Here is a 16,897-nt window from a genome sequence, read left to right on the forward strand (position 1 = left end):
CGATCAGATGATCTTCTGGCCGACGAGGTACGCGGCGATCTTGCTGCCGCCGTCACCCTCGTCCGCGACGCGCTCACCAGCGGTACGCGGGGGCTTCGGGCTGACACCGGTGACGGTGCTGCCGGCGTTGGACACGCCGAAGATCTCGGGATCGAGCCCGATGTCGGCGAGAGTGAGGGCCTGAACTTCCTTCTTCTTCGCAGCCATGATGCCCTTGAAGGACGGGAAGCGGGGCTCGTTGATCTTCTCGGTGACCGAGACGATGGCCGGGAGCGTGGCCTCGAGGGTGAAGACACCCTCGTCGGTCTCGCGCTCGCCGCTGACCTTGCCGTCGGCGACGTTGAGCTTGCGCATGTGGGTCAGCTGCGGCAGGCCGAGGTACTCGGCGATGATCGCCGGCACGGCACCCATCCGGCCGTCGGTGGCCTCGTTGCCGGCGATGACCAGGTCGACGCCCTCGATCTGGCCGAGAGCCGCCGCGAGCGCGTACGCGGTCTGGATCGAGTCCGAGCCGTGGATGGCCGGGTCGTTGAGGTGGATTGCCTTGTCGGCACCCATGGACAGCGCCTTGCGGATCGCGTCGGTGGCGCGGTCCGGACCGGCGGTGAGCACGGTGACCTCCCCGCCGTCGCGCTCCTTGATGAGCAGGGCTTCCTCGACGGCGCGCTCGTTGATCTCGTCGAGCACCGCGTCGGCGGCCTCGCGATCGAGCGTGAAGTCGCCGTCGCTGAGCTTGCGCTCGGACCACGTGTCGGGGACCTGCTTGATCAAAACGACGATGTTCGTCATGGGTCTACGTCGACCTCCTGTGTATGACTTCCTTGGATCGGCGAGGCGCAACGCCTTGACCGAGCTCTCGTGCTTCGCACGGGGGTGTGCGATAGATTACCTTACGCTAAGTTACCCGCTGGTAACTTGGATGGGAACCTCGTTCACCATAACCACACGAAGGGAGCCGCACGGCTGTGATCTGGACCACCGACGACGAGGTCGACAAAGGTGGGGCTAATGTCTGGGCGGTGAGCGAATCCACCGTCCCCGCCGGCGACGCCCCTCGACTGCCCCTCACCGGTGAACGCACCGTTCCCGGCATCGCGGAGGAGAACTACTGGTTCCGCCGCCACGAGGTGGTCTACCGCGACCTGCTCCCCCGGTGTGCGGGCCGCACCGTGCTCGAGGCGGGCGCCGGCGAGGGCTACGGCGCCGACATGATCGCGGATGTCGCGACCGCCGTCGTCGGGCTCGACTACGACGAGAGTGCCGTCGCGCACGTGCGTGCCCGGTACCCGCGCGTGGACATGCGGCACGCCAACCTCGTCGAGCTGCCGCTCGCCGACGCGTCCGTGGACGTCGTGGTCAACTTCCAGGTCATCGAGCACCTGTGGGACCAGTCCGGGTTCCTGCGCGAATGCCACCGGGTGCTCCGGGACGGCGGCGAACTGCTCATCAGCACCCCCAACCGCATCACGTTCTCCCCCGGCCGCGACACCCCGCTCAACCCGTTCCACACCCGGGAACTGAACGCCGCCGAACTCAACGAACTCCTCGAGGGAGCCGGCTTCCGCGTCGCGCTCACCACCGGGGTGCACCACGGGCCCGTGCTGCGCGCCCTCGACGCCAAGCACGGCGGCTCCTTCATCGACGCCCAGATCGAGCGCGCTCTCGCCGGCGAGCCCTGGCCCGCGGACCTGACCGCGGACGTCGCCGCGGTGACAGTCGACGACTTCCTTCTCGCGCCCGAGAACATCGACGCCAGTCTCGATCTCGTCGCGATCGCGGTGAAGGATCCGGCGCGGTGACCACTCCCGCCCCCCGGCGGGAACCGGGACTGTTCGCGCTCGTGCTGCACTCGCACCTGCCGTGGCTCGCCCACCACGGTCGCTGGCCGGTCGGCGAGGAATGGCTCTACCAGTCTTGGGCCGCAACGTATCTCCCGGTGACCGATGTTCTGCGCCGGCTCGCCGCCGAGGGCCGCACACACCTGGTCACCCTCGGGGTGACACCCGTGCTGGCCGCGCAGCTCGACGATCCACACTGCCTGACCGGCATGCACCACTGGCTGGGCAACTGGCAGTTGCGGGCCCACGAGGCCGCGGGCATGCGGGAGCCGTCCTACCGCGCGCTCGGGGCCCGTGAGCACCGGCAGGCGACCGCCGCCCTCGAACAGTTCGAAACCCGTTGGCGCCACGGCGGATCGCCGGTGTTCCGCGAACTCCTCGACGCCGACGCGGTCGAGTTGCTCGGCGGGCCTCTGGCCCACCCGTTCCAGCCGCTGCTCGACCCTCGGCTGCGGGCATTCTCCCTCGTCGAGGGCCTGGCCGACGCGCACGCACGCTGGGCGCACACGCCGCCGGGAATCTGGGCTCCCGAGTGCGCCTTCACCCCCGGCATGGAGACCGGATACGCCGCCGCCGGGGTCGGGCACTTCATGGTGGACGGTCCCGCGCTGCGCGGTGACACGTCTCTCGGGCGGACCGTGTGGGACTCCGACGTCGTCGCCTTCGGCCGGGACCTGCAGGTGTCCTACCGGGTGTGGTCGCCGAAGTCCGGTTATCCGGGCCATGCCGCCTACCGCGACTTCCACACCTACTGCCACGACACCGGGCTCAAGCCCGCCCGGGTCACCGGGCGGACCGTCGCCCCCCAGGACAAGGCACCCTACGACCCCGACCTGGCGTCCGCGGCCGTCGACCGGCACGTGGCCGACTTCGTCGACACGATCCGCCGGCGACTGCGCCGCGAGTCCGAGCGCCTCGGGCGCGACGCCCTGGTGGTTGCCGCGTTCGACACCGAACTGTTCGGCCACTGGTGGCACGAGGGCCCCCTGTTCCTGGAACGACTGCTGCGGGCACTGCCGGCGGCGGGCATCGAGGTGGGCACCCTGGCCGACGCACGCGACCGCGGGTACGTGGGCGCCCCCGTCGAACTGCCCGACAGCTCCTGGGGATCCGGGAAGGACTGGCGGGTGTGGGCCGGCGAGCAGGTACGCGATCTCGTCCAGCTTGACGAGGAGGTCGTGCGCACCACCCTCGACACCCTCGACAAGGTCCGCGCCGGGTCCCGGGGCCTCACGCTGCGCAACCGGGTCCACGACCAGATGCTGCGCGAGGCGCTGCTGACGGTGTCGAGCGACTGGGCGTTCATGGTCAGCAAGGACACCGCCGCCGGCTACGCGCGGGACCGGGCCCACAAGCATGCCCACGCGTTGCGGGAGATCGCCGCGGCGGTCGCCGCCGGCCGCGACGAGACGGCGGCGCGGCTGGCCGCCGGCTGGAACCGAGCGGACAATCTGTTTCCCGGGCTCGATGCCCGCCGCCTGCCCGATCGGATGGGAGCCCCGTCGTGAAGGTACTGATCGTCTCCTGGGAGTACCCGCCGGTCGTCGTGGGCGGCCTGGGCCGGCACGTGCACCACCTCGCCACCGAACTCGCCGCCGCCGGGCACGAGGTGGTCGTGCTCTCGCGCCGGCCGTCCGGCACGGATGCCGGTACCCATCCCACGATCGGCCACATCGCCGAGGGGGTGCTCGTCGTGGCCGTCGCCGAGGATCCGCCGCACTTCGAGTTCGGCGAGGACATGCTGCCCTGGACGCTTGCGATGGGCCATGCCATGGTGCGGGCGGGCCTGAATCTGACCAAGGGCGGAATCGGCGACGGCTGGTACCCGGATGTGGTGCACGCGCACGACTGGCTCGTCGCACACCCGGCCGTGGCGCTCGCCGAGTACTTCGACGTGCCGCTCGTGTCCACCCTGCACGCGAGCGAAGCGGGCCGGCACAGCGGCTGGCTGTCGAGCCGCATGAACCGGCAGGTGCACTCGATCGAATGGTGGCTCGCCAACGAGTCCGATCGGCTCATCACGTGTTCGGCCTCGATGAACGAGGAGGTCGTCGCGCTCTACGGACCGGAGCTGCCGCCGGCGACGGTGATCCGCAACGGAATCGACGTCACCGCCTGGTCCTACCGGGAGCGGGCGCCGCGCTCCGGGCCGCCGCAACTGCTGTTCGTCGGCCGGCTCGAGTACGAGAAGGGGGTCCAGGATGCGATCGCCGCCCTGCCCCGGATCCGGCGCACGCACCCCGGAACCACGCTCGTCGTCGCCGGGGAGGGCACCCAGTTCGAGTGGCTGCGCGAGCAGGCGCGTGTGCACCGCGTCGCGCGGTCGGTGACGTTCGTCGGCAACCTCGACCGCACCGAGTTGCTCGGCCGGCTGCACCGCGCCGACGCGATCGTGCTGCCGAGTCGCTACGAGCCGTTCGGGATCATCGCGCTCGAGGCCGCGGCCGCCGGGACACCGCTCGTCGCATCGACCGCGGGCGGCCTCGGGGAGGCGGTGGTCGACGGCGAGACCGGACTCGCGTTCGCCCCCGGTGACGTCGCCGGGCTGGCATCGGCGGTCCGGCGGACCCTCGACGATCCCGCGGCCGCCCAGATGCGGGCGCGGGCGGCGCGCGAGCGTCTCACGGAGGACTTCGACTGGCGGTTGGTGGCCGCCGAGACCGCCCAGGTGTACGCGGAAGCGAAACGACGTGTGCGCCAACTGCTTTCACGGCCGACGATTCCCCAGCGCCCCCTCCCCGACCGGTAGCGCCGGCCCGTCTCACCGGGCCGGCAGCAGCGGGGGTTCGCGGTGCGCCCAGGGGCGGGCCTGTTCGAGCTGACCCGCGAGCGAGAGCAGCAGTCCCTCCGAGCCCAAGGGCCCGAGAAACTGCACGCCCAGCGGCAATCCCGCCGCGGTCCAGTGCAGTGGCACCGAAATCGCCGGGCGCCCGGTGATGTTCGCGAGCTGGGTGTACGGCGTCCGGGCCAGGTTCTCGTCGACGATGCGGTCCATCAACCCCGCCCACCGCGCCGCACGGCCGAGCCGAGCCGTCACGATCAGGCGCGCGGCGCGCTGCAGCGCGGGCGGTGTGGCCAGTTCCCCCACGCGCGCCGGCGGATACGCCAGGGTCGGAGTGAGCAGCAGGTCGTACCGCTCGTGGAACGCGCCGAGCTGCTGCGTGTACCCGTTCCACCGGCGCAGCGACGCAAGATAGTCCGACGGCCGGACGGAGTCGCCGAGCGCGGCGAGGAACCGCGTGTCCGGCTCGAACGCCTCGGGCCCACACCCGGTGCTCCGGCGCGCCTGCCGGACGTCGGCGGCGAGCCAGGCGAACCACATCGTCAGCCAGTCGGTGGACAGCCGTCGCTCGTCGATTCCCGTCGCGGCGGGCTCGACGACGTGGCCCAGCTCGTCGAGCAGCGTCGCGGCGTCTTCGACCGCCGCGACGGCCTCCGGATCGACCCCCGTGCCGATCGGGGACTCCGTCGCGAATCCGATGCGCAGCGCCCGCGGGGGGACGCTCGCCGCGGAGGCATACGACTCCGGCGATACCGCCGGGAGATAGGGTCCGTTCGGGTCGGCGCCGGCCAGCACGTCGAGCATGACCGCCGCGTCGCGCACCGTCCGGGTGACGACTCCGTTGCTGACCGCCCCGTGCCGGTCCTCGTCCACCGCGGGACCGCTCGGCACCAGGCCCCGGCCCGGCTTCAGGCCGACCAGACCGCAACAGGCAGCAGGGATGCGGATCGAGCCGCCACCGTCGTTCGCGCCGGCCGCCGGGACCACGCCGGCGGCGACTGCCGCCGCCGATCCGCCGGAGGACCCACCCGGGGTGTGCGCGGGATTCCACGGATTACGGGTCGGGCCGTTCGCCACGGGCTCGGTGACCCCCTTCGTCCCGAACTCCGGGGTGTTCGTCTTACCGAACACGACGAGTCCCGCACTCAGCCAACGATCGACCACCACCGCGTTGCGCGCGGCGGGCAGGGTCGCCAGGGACCGGCTCCCACTGCCGGTCGGTAACCCGGCGATGTCCTGGAGCAGATCCTTGACCAGGAACGGAACACCCGCGAACGGGCCCTCGAGCGGCTCGTCGGCCCGGCGGCGCGCCTGCTCGTCGAGCCGGCGTACGACGGTGTTCAGCGTCGGTTCCACTGCCTCGAGGCGGGCGAGGGCCGCGTCGAGCAGTTCGCGTGGCGTGACCTCACGACCGGCGACGAGCTCGGCGAGCCCCACGGCGTCGTAGTGGCGGTAGTCGGCGTAGTCCATCGCAGGACCCCTGATCAGGATCCGGGTTCCGCTGCCGGTTCGCGGCCGGCCTTCTTGCGCGCGATGTCCTCGAGCGCGGCGACGTAGGCGGCGCGGTCGGCGGCCCCGGACTCCCAGTCCGTGCGACGGTTCCTGACCACCTTGGCCGGCGCTCCGACCGCGATGCTGTAGTCCGGGATGTCGCCCTTGACCACCGCGTGCGCACCGAGGACGCAGCCGCGTCCGGTGCGGGTGCCGCGCAGTACCGTGACCTTCGTCGCGATCCAGGTGTCGGGTCCGATCCGCACCGGGCCCTTGACGATCCCCTGGTCCTTGATCGGATAGGTGATGTCCTCGGTGCGATGGTCGAAGTCGCAGATGTAACACCAGTCGGCGACGAGCGTCGAGGCGCCGATCTCGATGTCGAGGTAGGTGTTGACGACGTTGTCCTTGCCGAAGACCACCTTGTCTCCGATGCGGAGCGACCCCTCGTGGCAGCGGATGGCGTTGCCGTCGCCGATGTGCACCCACCGCCCGATCTCGAGCCTGGACAGCTCCGGGGTGGAGTGGATCTCGACGTTCTTGCCGAGGAACACCATGCCCCGCAGGACGACGTGCGGGTTCGCGAGCCTGAACTTGGCCAGACGGTAGTATCGCACCAGGTACCACGGCGTGTACGCCTTGTGCGCCAGCACCCATCGCAGCGAGGCGACGGTGAGGAATCGGGCCTGGTCCGGGTCCCGCCGCCGGGAACCGCGCCACCTCGTGCGCAACGGTGCGCCCCACATGCTCGTCATGGTTGCCAGCGTACGGTCCGCCTCGTGCGCGGAGTGCGCCACCCGGCCCGATAGTGTGGCACATCGGGTCATTCGAGCCACGGCGAGGAGATGAGTGATGCGGGCTGCCCTGCGGACGGTGATGCTGACGACCTCGGCGGCATTGGTGCTGACCGGATGCGGCAGCAGCAGCGGCCCGGTCGACGTCTTCGCCGCCGGGGCGTGGCCGGGGCGGTACGCCGACGCCCGCAACAGCAGCACCGCGCAGGCCGACGGGCTGCGCGACGTCGCGCCCGCGTGGTCGCGCCCGCTCGGCGGCGCCGTCACCTCCCCTGCGAGCGTCGCCGCCAACGGGCAGATCTTCGTCACGGGCGCGACCACCGTGGGCTGCAACCTCGTCTCGTTCCAGATCGACACCGGCCGCAAGCGGTGGTGCACCCGCCTTGCGCCGGGGGTCGCCGGGGTGACTCCCGCCGTCGACGGTATGGCCAACATCTACGTCGGCGAAGAGGGCGCGATGGTGTCGTTCAACGAGCACGGCCAGCGGCGCTGGCGCATTCCGGTGAGCGGCACGCCGGGAACCGCACAGTTCACCGGTGACGGAAACCTGTTGTTCGTCACACATTTCGGGCAGGTCAACGTTCTCGACCCACAGACCGGCAAGCACGCGGCGCCGATCTTCGACCTCGTGCCCACGCCCGCGGCGACGGACGGGACGAACGTGCCTCGATTGCCGAACGACCACGGTCTGGTCGCCTGCTTCGGCGGATCGGAGGACTGCCCGGTGGCCACCACCCCGGCGGTCGATCTCGGTACCGGCCGGATTCTGGTGACCCTGTGGCGGCCCGGCGCCGATCGGGCCGCCGTCGTGTCGATGCGCTACACCGGCGGCGACGATGCGCGCGTGGTCGAGGAATGGTCGCAGACGGAACTGCCGGGCGGCGCGGCCACCAGTCCCGTGCTGTCCGCGGACGGCGCAACGGTGTACGTGCACGACGGCGAGGGGGCCCTGTGGGCACTCGACGCCGGGACCGGGGCACCCCGGTGGAGTCACGGCCTCGGGTACGTGGCCTCCGCCGGCCCCGCGGTGTCCGCCGAGGGACTGCTGGTCCTCGCGCCGGGGGGCCGGACCGGGGACCTGGTCGCGCTGCGCGACACCGGCGAGGCCGCCGAAATCGTGTGGCGCCGCGACGACGTGCGCCAGTTGGGGGTGCCGGCCCTGACCGCCGACGGCCTCGGGTACACGGTGGCCCGCGCCGACGACGGGTTGGCCGCGCTCGTGTTCGACGCCGCGAGCGGGGAGACGCTCGACGCGGAAACCCTGCCCGGCGCGGCCGGCTTCTCGGTCGGCACCGCGGTCGGGCCGTCCGGTGAGTTCGTCACGACGACCCTGCCGGGCGAGGTGTACGTGCTCCGCTGACCCGAATCGCCGCGCGCGGCGATTCGGGTCAGCCGGCGATCTGGATGAGATTGCCGCAGGTGTCGTCGAATACGGCGGTGGTGACACCGCCCATCTCGAGGGGCTCCTGGGTGAACCGCACCCCGAGGCCGCGCAGCCGCTCGTACTCGGCGTGCACGTCGTCGACCGCGAACGAGGTGAACGGGATGCCGTCGGCGACGAGGGCCTCCTTGAAGGGGCGGACGGCGGGATGCCCGTCGGGTTCGAGCACCACCTCCGGCCCGTCCGGTTGCTGCGGCGAGACGACGGTGAGCCACCGCGCCTCGCCCAGGGGGACCTCGGTCTTCTTCACGAAGCCCAGGACTTCGGTGTAGAAGGCGAGCGCCTTGTCCTGGTCGTCGACCAACACACTGGTGAGGGTGACCTTCACTGCGACTCCTTTCGCTGCGCGACCGTCCATCGGTCGGCGAGGCCGTGCAGTGGTGCAACGTCCACGTGGTGGAACTTCGACCGCCCCTCGCGGCGGGTCCGGACCAGACCGGCCTCCTCGAGGATTGCCAGGTGCTGCGAGATCGCCTGCCGGGACGAACCCAGGCCGTGCCGCGAGATCAGCCGGGTGCACAGCTCGAACAGCGTCTGGCCGTCCCGCTCGACGAGCTCGTCGAGGATGGCCCGGCGGGTCGGATCCGCCAGCGCTTTGAAGACGTCGACCACACCACCCATGATACGCAAGTGTTTGCTTGCATATCAATGGTCGCACGGGATCGGGCCCGGCACGCTCAGCGACTGGGCTCGCAGACGAATGCCGTCGGGGTGCGGCCGATCCGCGTCAGCACGACGCTCAGCGACCGCGAACCGCGGAGCTTGAGCCGCGGCCGGAGCACCGCCGGATCGACGTCGACCCCCCGAACGAGGATCTCCGCCACCCCGCAGCCCATCGACGAAAGGGTTTGCCGCAGAGACTTTTCCGAGTACTTCAACCGGTCGAGGATGCGAAATCCACGCAGTCCCGCGGGGAGTGCGTCGCCGGTGAGATACGCGATGCGCGGATCGAGTTGCCACAGACCGTGTGCCGCCGCGTAGTGCCGCACCAGTCCCGCACGCACGATCGCCCCGTCCGGATCGACGATCCACTCCCCCGGTTCCCGCTCGGGCAGCTCGTCCGGCTGCGCGTCGGTGATCTCGAACCCGGCACCGTCCGAACGCAACACGCTCGCCCGTCGCCGCACACCCGGCGCCGCGAGACCCGGGGAGTACAGGCACGCCTCACGGACACCCCCGTCGAGCGAGACGACCTCGACCTCCCCCGGCCAGTCCAGCGCATCGAAATCCAGCCCCGGGGCACACTTGACGGCCAGGTCGCGCCCGGCATAGGCGTCGAGCAGGTCGGGCAGTGGCGGCATCAGTGCTGCCGGATCGTGGGTGCGCCGGCCCTCGGAACGACGGGCCGGATCGGCGATCACGGTGGTACCACGGGTGACCGGCCGCAGCGCGTCGGCACGGACCAGCGCCACTCCGGGAACGTTGTGCTCGGCCATCGCGAGACGAACCGGGTCGAGGTCGCTGCCGACCACCATCTCGGCGACCCCGGTCAGGGCCGCGAGTTCCGCCCCGATCGAGCACGTCACGTCGTGGACCCGCCGACCGGAGAGCCGGCGTGCCCGGTGCGCGGCGACGGGCGCCGGCGTCGCCTGTTGCAGAGCGTCGTCGGTCGACAGCCAACCGCCCGCGGCGGGCAGCTTCGCGACCGCCTTGCGGCGCACCAGCACCGTCTCGATCAGCGGAGCGGCCCGGTCGCCGAAACGCGTACGCGCCCAGCCGATGTCGACCAGGCGCGTGCGCGTGGACAGCTCCCGGGCGGCCACCTCCGCGAGATCGGCCGCCCCCTGCGCCGAACGCAGGTACGCGACGTCGGCGAGGGTGAACGCGTAACCCACCCTACGGCTTCACGCCGGTGATCATGACGTTGTAGAAGAAGCTGCGCGGGACGACGTGCCGGAGGACCTTCTCGTCCACCCAGCTGAGCGTCCGCCACCCACCGAACGCGAAGCGCGCCCAGCCCCAGCCCAGCTTCTCCGCGGGCACCGCGGCCTCGAAGGTGCGGACCGGCCAGCCCAGCAGCGCGGCCGCGAACTCCTCGCTGCTGGCCTTCACCTGCACCGCGCCGGCCGAGGCCGCCATCCGTTCCAGGTCCGACGGGTCGAAGGTGTGCAGATCGACGACCGCCTCGAGCGCCGCGGCGCGCGAGGATTCGTCGAGTTCGGCCTGCGGCCGCCGCCAGTCCCGCAGGAACGGCAGCTTGGTGACGGTGGTGGTGGCCTCCCACGTGAGCCGGCCGAGCCAGCGCGCGTAGAAGTTTCCGACCGTGCTGGGCTCACCGGCGAACACGAACCGGCCACCCGGCTTCAGCACCCGCAGCACTTCGCGCAACGACTGCTCGACGTCCGGGATGTGGTGCAGCACCGCGTGCCCGACGACGAGGTCGAAGGTGTCGTCGTCGTACGGGATCGTCTCGGCGTCGGCCACCCGGCCGTCCACCTCGAGACCGAGATGTTCGGCGTTGCGCAGCGCCACCTTGACCATGCCGGGCGACAGGTCGGTGACCGAGCCGGTCCGCGCGACTCCGGCCTGCATGAGGTTCAGCAGGAAGAAACCGGTGCCGCAACCGAGTTCGAGGGCCCGCCCGTACGGGAGGGGCTGCTCGCCCGCGGCCGCATCGAAACGGCCCCTCGCGTAGTCGATGCAGCGCTCGTCGTAGGAGATCGACCACTTCTCGTCGTAGGTCTCGGCCTCCCAGTCGTGGTAGAGCACCTGCGCGAGCTTGGTGTCCTGAAGGGCGGCCGCAACCTCCTCGGCAGTGGCGTGCGGGTTCGGCGCGGGGTCGACCCCGTCGGTCCTGCTTGCAGTCATGAAGGGCATCCTACCCATCGGTAAGCTGTGAACAAGTTCCAGTTCCGGGGTGCCTACTCCCCCACGAACTCCGCCTTTCCCGGACCGTTGGCCACGAACGACTCCATGCCGATCGTGCGGTCCTTCGTGGCGAACAGGCCCGCGAAGACGTGCTGCTCGATCTTCAGGCCCGTGTCCAGGTCGGTATCGAGACCCTGATCGATCGCTGCCTTCGCCGCCGCCAGCGCGCGGGTGGCGCCCCGGGGGAACTGCGATGCCCACGTGCGCGCCGCGGCATATACCTCGTCCGGGGCGACGACCTCGTCGACCAGCCCCATCTGCAGAGCCTCGTCTGCCGCGACGAAACGGCCCGTGAACACGAGATCCTTGGCCTTCGACGGGCCGATCAGGCGAGCCAGGCGCTGGGTTCCGCCGCCGCCCGGGATGATGCCGAGCAGGATCTCCGGCACTCCGACCTTCGCGTTGTCGCCGGCGATCCGCCGATCCGCACCCAGCGCGAGCTCGAGACCGCCGCCCAGCGCATAGCCGGTGATCGCAGCGACCGTGGGCTTCGGGATGTCCGCCACCGACCCGAGCGCCGACTGCAGGTCCGCGATGATCTCGCTCATCTGCACGTAGCTCAGCTCCGCCATCTCCTTGATGTCCGCGCCGGCAGCGAACACCTTCTCCCCGCCGTAGACGATCACGGCCTTGACGTCGGAGTTCACGGTCGCCTCGCGAGCAGCGGCCCGGATCTCCTCCTGAACCTGCCGGTTGAGTGCGTTCATCGGCGGCCGGTCGAGCCGGATGGTGCCGATACCGTCGGAGACCTCGAGCGTCACGAATTCAGCCATGAGGCACAGGCTAGTTGGCACCCCGGGCGGCCCACGGATGCGGCCCCGCCTCGTAGTAGCCGTCCTGCTCGGGGAACTCCACCCGAAGCTCCTCGTCTCCCGTGATCAGGGTCGGCAGAATCGGCGTGATCTGCGGCTCCGCAGCGAGGATCTCCGCGACCGAACCGAACCGCGACAATGCCGTCAACTGGCTCCAGGTCGGGGGCAGCAGCACACTTCCACCCTCCTGCCAGTGCGCGATCGCCTCCTGTGGAGTCTGCCACCGCACCGCGTCGGCCTCGCTCGTGTCACCGTCGGCAATCTGCCCCTCCGGGGCCGCCGCCACGAAGAACCTGGTGTCGTAACGACGGCCCTCCCCGACCGGCGTGATCCAGTTCGACCACGGCCGCAGCAGGTCCGCCCGCAGCACCAGACCCTCGCGCTCGAGGAACTCACCGAAGGTGAACTCCCGGGCCTCGAGCTGCCTGCGTGCCGGAGCGAACGCGGTCGTGTCCGCCACCACGGTGTCCGGCGTCGGCCCGGCGAGAAGGACACCGCACTCCTCGAACGTCTCGCGCACCGCCGCGAGAACGAGCGCCTGCGCCAGGTTCTCGGATGTGCCGAACCGCTCCGACCACCACTGCACGGGCGGGCCGGCCCACGCCACCGCTGCAGCGCTGTCCGACGGATCGACGCCGCCTCCGGGGAACACCGTCATCCCGCCCGCGAACGCCATGCCGCGCACGCGCTGCAGCAGGAACACCTCGACGCCACGGTCGCCGTCCCGGACGAGGATCACCGTCGAGGCATCCTTGAGCGGCACCGCCGCCGCGAGTTCTCCCGAACGTTCGATAGCCATACGCACAAGTTACGGCATGACGTGACCCACGACTCATCCACCTGCCGGCGCCACCCCACGACGCGCGGCCGTGCTTTCGGCCGCGGCTCCGCCCCGCTACGCGCGGCTGTGCCGCCTGGCCACGGCTCCGCCCCGCTACGCGCGGCGGTGCCGCCTGGCCACGGCTCCGCTCCGCTACGCGCGGCGGTGCCGCCTGGCCACGGCTCCGCTCCGCTACGCGCGGCGGTGCCGCCTGGCCACGGCTCCGCTCCGCTACGCGCGGCGGTGCCGCCCGGGCTGGTACCTGCGGCGGGCGAAGAACCGGCCGTCCACCTTGTCCAGGGCGATCGCCTGACTGAACGCCTCGCTGAGGTTCTCGCCCGTGATCACGTCGTCGAGAAGGCCCTGCGCGACCACCTGCCCCTCCTTGAGGAGCATCGCGTGGGTGAAGCCCGGCGGGATCTCCTCCACGTGATGGGTGATCAGCACAATGGCCGGAGCGTCCGGATCGGCCGCCAGTACTCCGAGCCGAGCCACGAGTTCCTCACGCCCCCCGAGATCCAGGCCGGCCGCAGGCTCGTCGAGCAACAGCAGTTCCGGGTCTGTCATCAACGCGCGGGCAATGAGGACACGCTTGCGCTCCCCCTCGGAGAGGGTGCCGTAGGTGCGGTCGGCCAGATGCTCGGCGCCGAGGCTCTCGAGCATCTCCACGGCACGCGCACTGTCCACCTCGTCGTACCGCTCGCGCCAGCGCCCGAGCACGCCGTACCCCGCGGAGATCACCAGGTCCACGACCTTCTCGTCGGACGGGACACGGTTCGCCAGCGCCGACGACGACATCCCGATCCGCGGTCGCAGCTCGGACAGGTCGGTCTTCCCGAACGTCTCCGCCAGCACGTGCGCCGTCCCCGATGTGGGGAACGTCTCAGCCGCAGCGATCCTCAGCAGCGACGTCTTGCCCGCTCCGTTCGGCCCGAGGATCACCCAACGTTCGTCGAGTTCCACCTTCCAGGACACGGGACCGACGAGGACGTTGCCGCCCCGCCGTACGAGCACGTCGTCGAATTCGATGAGCAGATCGGGATCAGGTTTGGCCACGCCGACCATCTTTGCGTACGCGCGAGCCCGGTTCACGGCAGGATCACTTCCGTGTCGTACCCCTCGCCCCCTCCGCACCCTTCACCGGTACCCGGCGAGCCGCCGGCGGGTCCTGCCGTCGCCCGGTCCGGCGCCGGTCCTTTTCCTCTGGGCGCCTTCCCCGGCGACGACGGGACCCGGTTCGCGGTGCACGCACCCCACGGCAGCCGCGTCCAGCTCTGCCTGATCGACGACACGGGTCGCGAGGACCGCATCGACCTGCCGGACAAGACGTACGGCGTCTGGCACGGTGAGGTGCCGGGAGTCCGCCCGGGCCAGCGCTACGGATACCGCGTGCACGGCGCGTGGCAGCCCCGGACCGGGCTCCGCGCCAACCCGCACAAGCTGCTGCTCGACCCGTGGGGTCGGCAGCTGACCGGCGACATCGGCGACATGAGCCGCCTCCTCGGCTACGAACGCACCCCGTTCGGTGAGGCGTCGACCGTGGACTCGCTGGGCCACACACCGCTGTCGGTGGTGACCGACACCCCCGCCGGGTCCCGGTACCACCGGCCGGGCACGCCGTGGGAGCAGACGGTGATCTACGAACTGCACGTCGGCTCCTACACCGCCCGCCATCCCGACGTCCCCGAACAGTGGCGTGGCACCTATCTGGGGCTGACGGCGCCCGCCGTCCTCGACCACCTGGTCGGCCTCGGTGTCACCGCCGTCGAACTGCTGCCCGTGCACGCCTTCCTCACCGAGCCACCAGTACGGGTCCGCGGCATGCGCAACCACTGGGGTTACTCCACCGCGTCGTACTTCGCACCGCACCCCGGCTACGCGACCACTCCCGGCAACGAGATCGCGGAGTTCCGGACGATGGTCGACACGCTGCACGAGGCGGGACTGGAAGTGATCCTCGACGTGGTCTACAACCACACCTGCGAATGGTCGGTGGACGGCCCGCACGTGTCCTGGCGGGGCTTCGACGCACCCGGCTACTACCTCCTCGATGCCACCGGCCACGACATCGATCTGACGGGCTGCGGCAACACCGTCGACGGCAGTTCCCCGGTGGCGGTGCGGATGATCTGCGACAGCCTGCGGTACTGGGCGACGGAAATGGGCGTGGACGGCTTCCGGTTCGACCTCGCCAGTGCACTGGCCCGCCCTCGGGGCGGCGACTTCGACGCGCGCGCGGCAGTGTTCACCGCGATCACCACCGACCCTGTCCTCACCCGGCTCAAGCTGATCGCCGAACCCTGGGACGCGACCCTGCCCGGCTACCAGCTCGGCAACATCGGTCCCCAGTGGTCGGAGTGGAACGACCGCTACCGCGACTCGGTACGGCGCTTCTGGGCACGCGGGGCGGGAATTCGGGAGGTCGCCTCCCGGCTCGCGGGCTCGGAGGACCTCTACGGCCGGCACACCCGCCGACCGTGGATGTCGATCAACTTCGTCACGGCGCACGACGGCTTCACGATGTCCGACCTCGTCAGCTATCGCCGCAAGCACAACGAGGCCAACGGCGAGCAGGGCCGTGACGGGAGTGACAACAACGAATCCGTCGACCACGGCGTCGAAGGACCCACGGACGACCCCCTCGTCGTGGCTGCTCGCGCCCGGCACGTGCGTGCGCTCCTCGCGACTCTGCTGCTGTCGACCGGTACCCCGATGCTGCTCGCCGGGGACGAGTTCGGGCACTCCCAGGGTGGCAACAACAATGCCTACTGTGTGCCTGCCGACGTCCCGGTCCGCGACGCCTGGCCCCTCGACTGGGAGCACGCGGACCGGGACCTGGTGGAGTTCGTGCGGCAGGCGCTGCGTCTGCGCAAGGTGGTCCCGGTGCTGCGGCAGGGCCGCTTCTTCGACGGTCGGGCCCGTCAGGTCGGTTACCCCGATCTGGTGTGGTTCGGCGCGGACGGGCGAGAACTGCAGGACGCGGACTGGCTCGACGAAGACCGGCGGACGCTGCAGGCGTGGGTGGACGGCTCGCAGCTGGGCACGGTCACCCGCGCGGGCGTTCCGCTGGCGGACAGCAGCGGTCTGCTCGTGCTCCACGCGGGCGGACCCGCCGCCGTCACACTCGGCCGGGCCGAGTGGTATCGCGGCGATATGGTGTGTGTCTTCGACTCGAGCTCCGTCGACGGCGAACCGGCGGACCTCACACCGCTGCCCGCCGGCACGACGCTGCCCCTGACGGGGCCGACCCTGCTCGTGTTCCGGATCACGAAGTGATCAGCCCGGGACGGCGATCACCGTCACCGACCCCGGAGCCACTTCGGTGAATCCGGCGTCGCGCACCGCCACGGCCGTGCCGTCCGCGACCCGCTTCGTCAGGTGCCGCCACCGGACGGGGTCGGCATCACGCACGGCACACACGAAACCGGATTCGGCCCAGGCGCCGGCATGCTCGGCGTCGAGGGCGCCGGCGAACAGCATCGCGGCGTGGCCGACCTGCGCCGCGGCCTTCCCGACCGTCATGTCGAGCGCGGCATCGATCCACAGCACCGGAACGCCGGCGGGCGGATCGTCCGGAGTGTCGTGTGGCAGGTCCGTGCCCCCGATCTGCAACCGCGAGATGCGCGGATCCAGGTGTCCCACGGGTCCGGGGACCAGCGCCCGGGCCTGCGCACCGCGGTGTTCGACGGTGATTCCGTCGACCTCCTGCGCGGCGCGCCACTGAGCGCCGCGGGCGCGGCGGCTGACCTTGCGGATTCGCGCGTCGGTCCACGCGAGATAGGGCTCGCGCCACGGTCCCGGTTCGCCTTCCGGTCCGGTCCCGACGCGCGGATCCAGGCACAACGCGACCGTCGCCATCGCAGCGGCCTCGAGGAGTGCGCTGCGGGCAGGCGGGTCCTGCTTGGGGATGTGCAGCACGATCGGCATCGCGAGCACCGCCCCCGGGTCGTCCGGGTCGGGTCGATGCCCGTAGCCCCGGGCGAGGACACCGTGGCGAGCCACGAAATCGGCACCGTGGCGAGCCACGACATCGGCACCGGGGCGAGCCACG

General features: G+C 71.0%; 16 protein-coding genes. 5 read left to right on the top strand and 11 right to left on the bottom strand.

The window, feature by feature from the left end; translation table 11 throughout:
* Positions 1–3: 3 nt before the first annotated feature.
* A complete protein-coding gene (locus tag QNA09_RS14120; RefSeq protein ID WP_010596595.1) occupies positions 4–789 on the bottom strand; it encodes an electron transfer flavoprotein subunit beta/FixA family protein in 786 nt (261 codons plus the stop codon).
* Between the two features lie 230 nt (positions 790–1,019).
* Here QNA09_RS14120 and QNA09_RS14125 point away from each other — a divergent pair, with 230 nt between their 5' ends.
* Genes QNA09_RS14125 through QNA09_RS14135 form a run of 3 tightly spaced genes read left to right on the top strand, consistent with a single transcriptional unit; the run spans position 1,020 to position 4,587 of the window.
* Positions 1,020–1,799, top strand: a complete 780-nt coding sequence (locus QNA09_RS14125) for a bifunctional 2-polyprenyl-6-hydroxyphenol methylase/3-demethylubiquinol 3-O-methyltransferase UbiG (protein ID WP_228287200.1) — start codon at positions 1,020–1,022, stop codon at positions 1,797–1,799.
* Positions 1,796–3,346: a glycoside hydrolase family 57 protein gene (locus tag QNA09_RS14130; protein ID WP_119699866.1), complete on the top strand. Its 1,551-nt coding sequence runs from the start codon at positions 1,796–1,798 to the stop codon at positions 3,344–3,346. Before QNA09_RS14125 ends, QNA09_RS14130 begins: the two co-directional genes overlap by 4 nt.
* Positions 3,343–4,587, top strand: coding sequence for a glycosyltransferase family 4 protein (locus tag QNA09_RS14135; protein WP_119699867.1), 1,245 nt, complete (start codon positions 3,343–3,345; stop codon positions 4,585–4,587). Before QNA09_RS14130 ends, QNA09_RS14135 begins: the two co-directional genes overlap by 4 nt.
* A gap of 12 nt (positions 4,588–4,599) precedes the next feature.
* Here the strand turns inward: QNA09_RS14135 and QNA09_RS14140 are convergent, their stop codons facing one another.
* Together QNA09_RS14140 and QNA09_RS14145 are read right to left on the bottom strand one after the other, a co-directional pair.
* Positions 4,600–6,090: an amidase gene (locus QNA09_RS14140; RefSeq protein WP_040275056.1), complete on the bottom strand. Its 1,491-nt coding sequence runs from the start codon at positions 6,088–6,090 to the stop codon at positions 4,600–4,602.
* Between the two features lie 14 nt (positions 6,091–6,104).
* Positions 6,105–6,866, bottom strand: a complete 762-nt coding sequence (locus QNA09_RS14145) for an acyltransferase (protein WP_010596600.1) — start codon at positions 6,864–6,866, stop codon at positions 6,105–6,107.
* Between the two features lie 97 nt (positions 6,867–6,963).
* On the opposite strand from QNA09_RS14145, the gene QNA09_RS14150 reads away from it, so the two are divergent.
* A complete protein-coding gene (locus QNA09_RS14150; protein ID WP_010596601.1) occupies positions 6,964–8,265 on the top strand; it encodes a PQQ-binding-like beta-propeller repeat protein in 1,302 nt (433 codons plus the stop codon).
* Positions 8,266–8,293: 28 nt separating this feature from the next.
* Here the strand turns inward: QNA09_RS14150 and QNA09_RS14155 are convergent, their stop codons facing one another.
* The 7 genes from QNA09_RS14155 to QNA09_RS14185 form a co-directional block, all read right to left on the bottom strand.
* Positions 8,294–8,674, bottom strand: coding sequence for a VOC family protein (locus QNA09_RS14155; protein WP_010596602.1), 381 nt, complete (start codon positions 8,672–8,674; stop codon positions 8,294–8,296).
* Positions 8,671–8,967: a helix-turn-helix transcriptional regulator gene (locus QNA09_RS14160; RefSeq protein ID WP_017680832.1), complete on the bottom strand. Its 297-nt coding sequence runs from the start codon at positions 8,965–8,967 to the stop codon at positions 8,671–8,673. The genes QNA09_RS14155 and QNA09_RS14160 overlap by 4 nt, the downstream gene beginning before the upstream one ends.
* Before the next feature lie 56 nt (positions 8,968–9,023).
* Positions 9,024–10,181, bottom strand: a complete 1,158-nt coding sequence (locus QNA09_RS14165) for a class I SAM-dependent methyltransferase (protein ID WP_119699868.1) — start codon at positions 10,179–10,181, stop codon at positions 9,024–9,026.
* A 1-nt stretch (position 10,182) separates the two neighbouring features.
* Positions 10,183–11,154, bottom strand: coding sequence for a class I SAM-dependent methyltransferase (locus tag QNA09_RS14170; RefSeq protein WP_119700317.1), 972 nt, complete (start codon positions 11,152–11,154; stop codon positions 10,183–10,185).
* Between the two features lie 53 nt (positions 11,155–11,207).
* Complete coding sequence (locus QNA09_RS14175; protein WP_119699869.1) at positions 11,208–11,987, bottom strand: enoyl-CoA hydratase/isomerase family protein; 780 nt, start codon at positions 11,985–11,987, stop codon at positions 11,208–11,210.
* Positions 11,988–11,997: 10 nt separating this feature from the next.
* Positions 11,998–12,825 carry an NUDIX domain-containing protein gene (locus tag QNA09_RS14180; RefSeq protein WP_010596607.1) on the bottom strand — a complete coding sequence of 276 codons (828 nt, stop codon included), beginning with the start codon at positions 12,823–12,825 and terminating at the stop codon, positions 11,998–12,000.
* A 252-nt stretch (positions 12,826–13,077) separates the two neighbouring features.
* A complete protein-coding gene (locus tag QNA09_RS14185; RefSeq protein ID WP_026137783.1) occupies positions 13,078–13,911 on the bottom strand; it encodes an ABC transporter ATP-binding protein in 834 nt (277 codons plus the stop codon).
* Positions 13,912–13,953: 42 nt separating this feature from the next.
* Between QNA09_RS14185 and glgX the strand changes: the two genes are divergently transcribed.
* The gene (gene glgX, locus QNA09_RS14190) at positions 13,954–16,122 is read left to right on the top strand and encodes a glycogen debranching protein GlgX (RefSeq protein ID WP_374121861.1); all 2,169 of its coding nucleotides are present in this window, start codon (positions 13,954–13,956) and stop codon (positions 16,120–16,122) included.
* On the opposite strand, the gene QNA09_RS14195 is transcribed toward glgX, so the two are convergent.
* Entirely contained in the window at positions 16,123–16,896 is a 774-nt protein-coding gene (locus QNA09_RS14195; RefSeq protein WP_051009418.1) for a peptidyl-tRNA hydrolase, read from the bottom strand.
* Position 16,897 lies beyond the last annotated feature (1 nt).

Source organism: Rhodococcus sp. AH-ZY2, assembly GCF_030916465.1.
GTDB lineage: Bacteria > Actinomycetota > Actinomycetes > Mycobacteriales > Mycobacteriaceae > Rhodococcus > Rhodococcus ruber.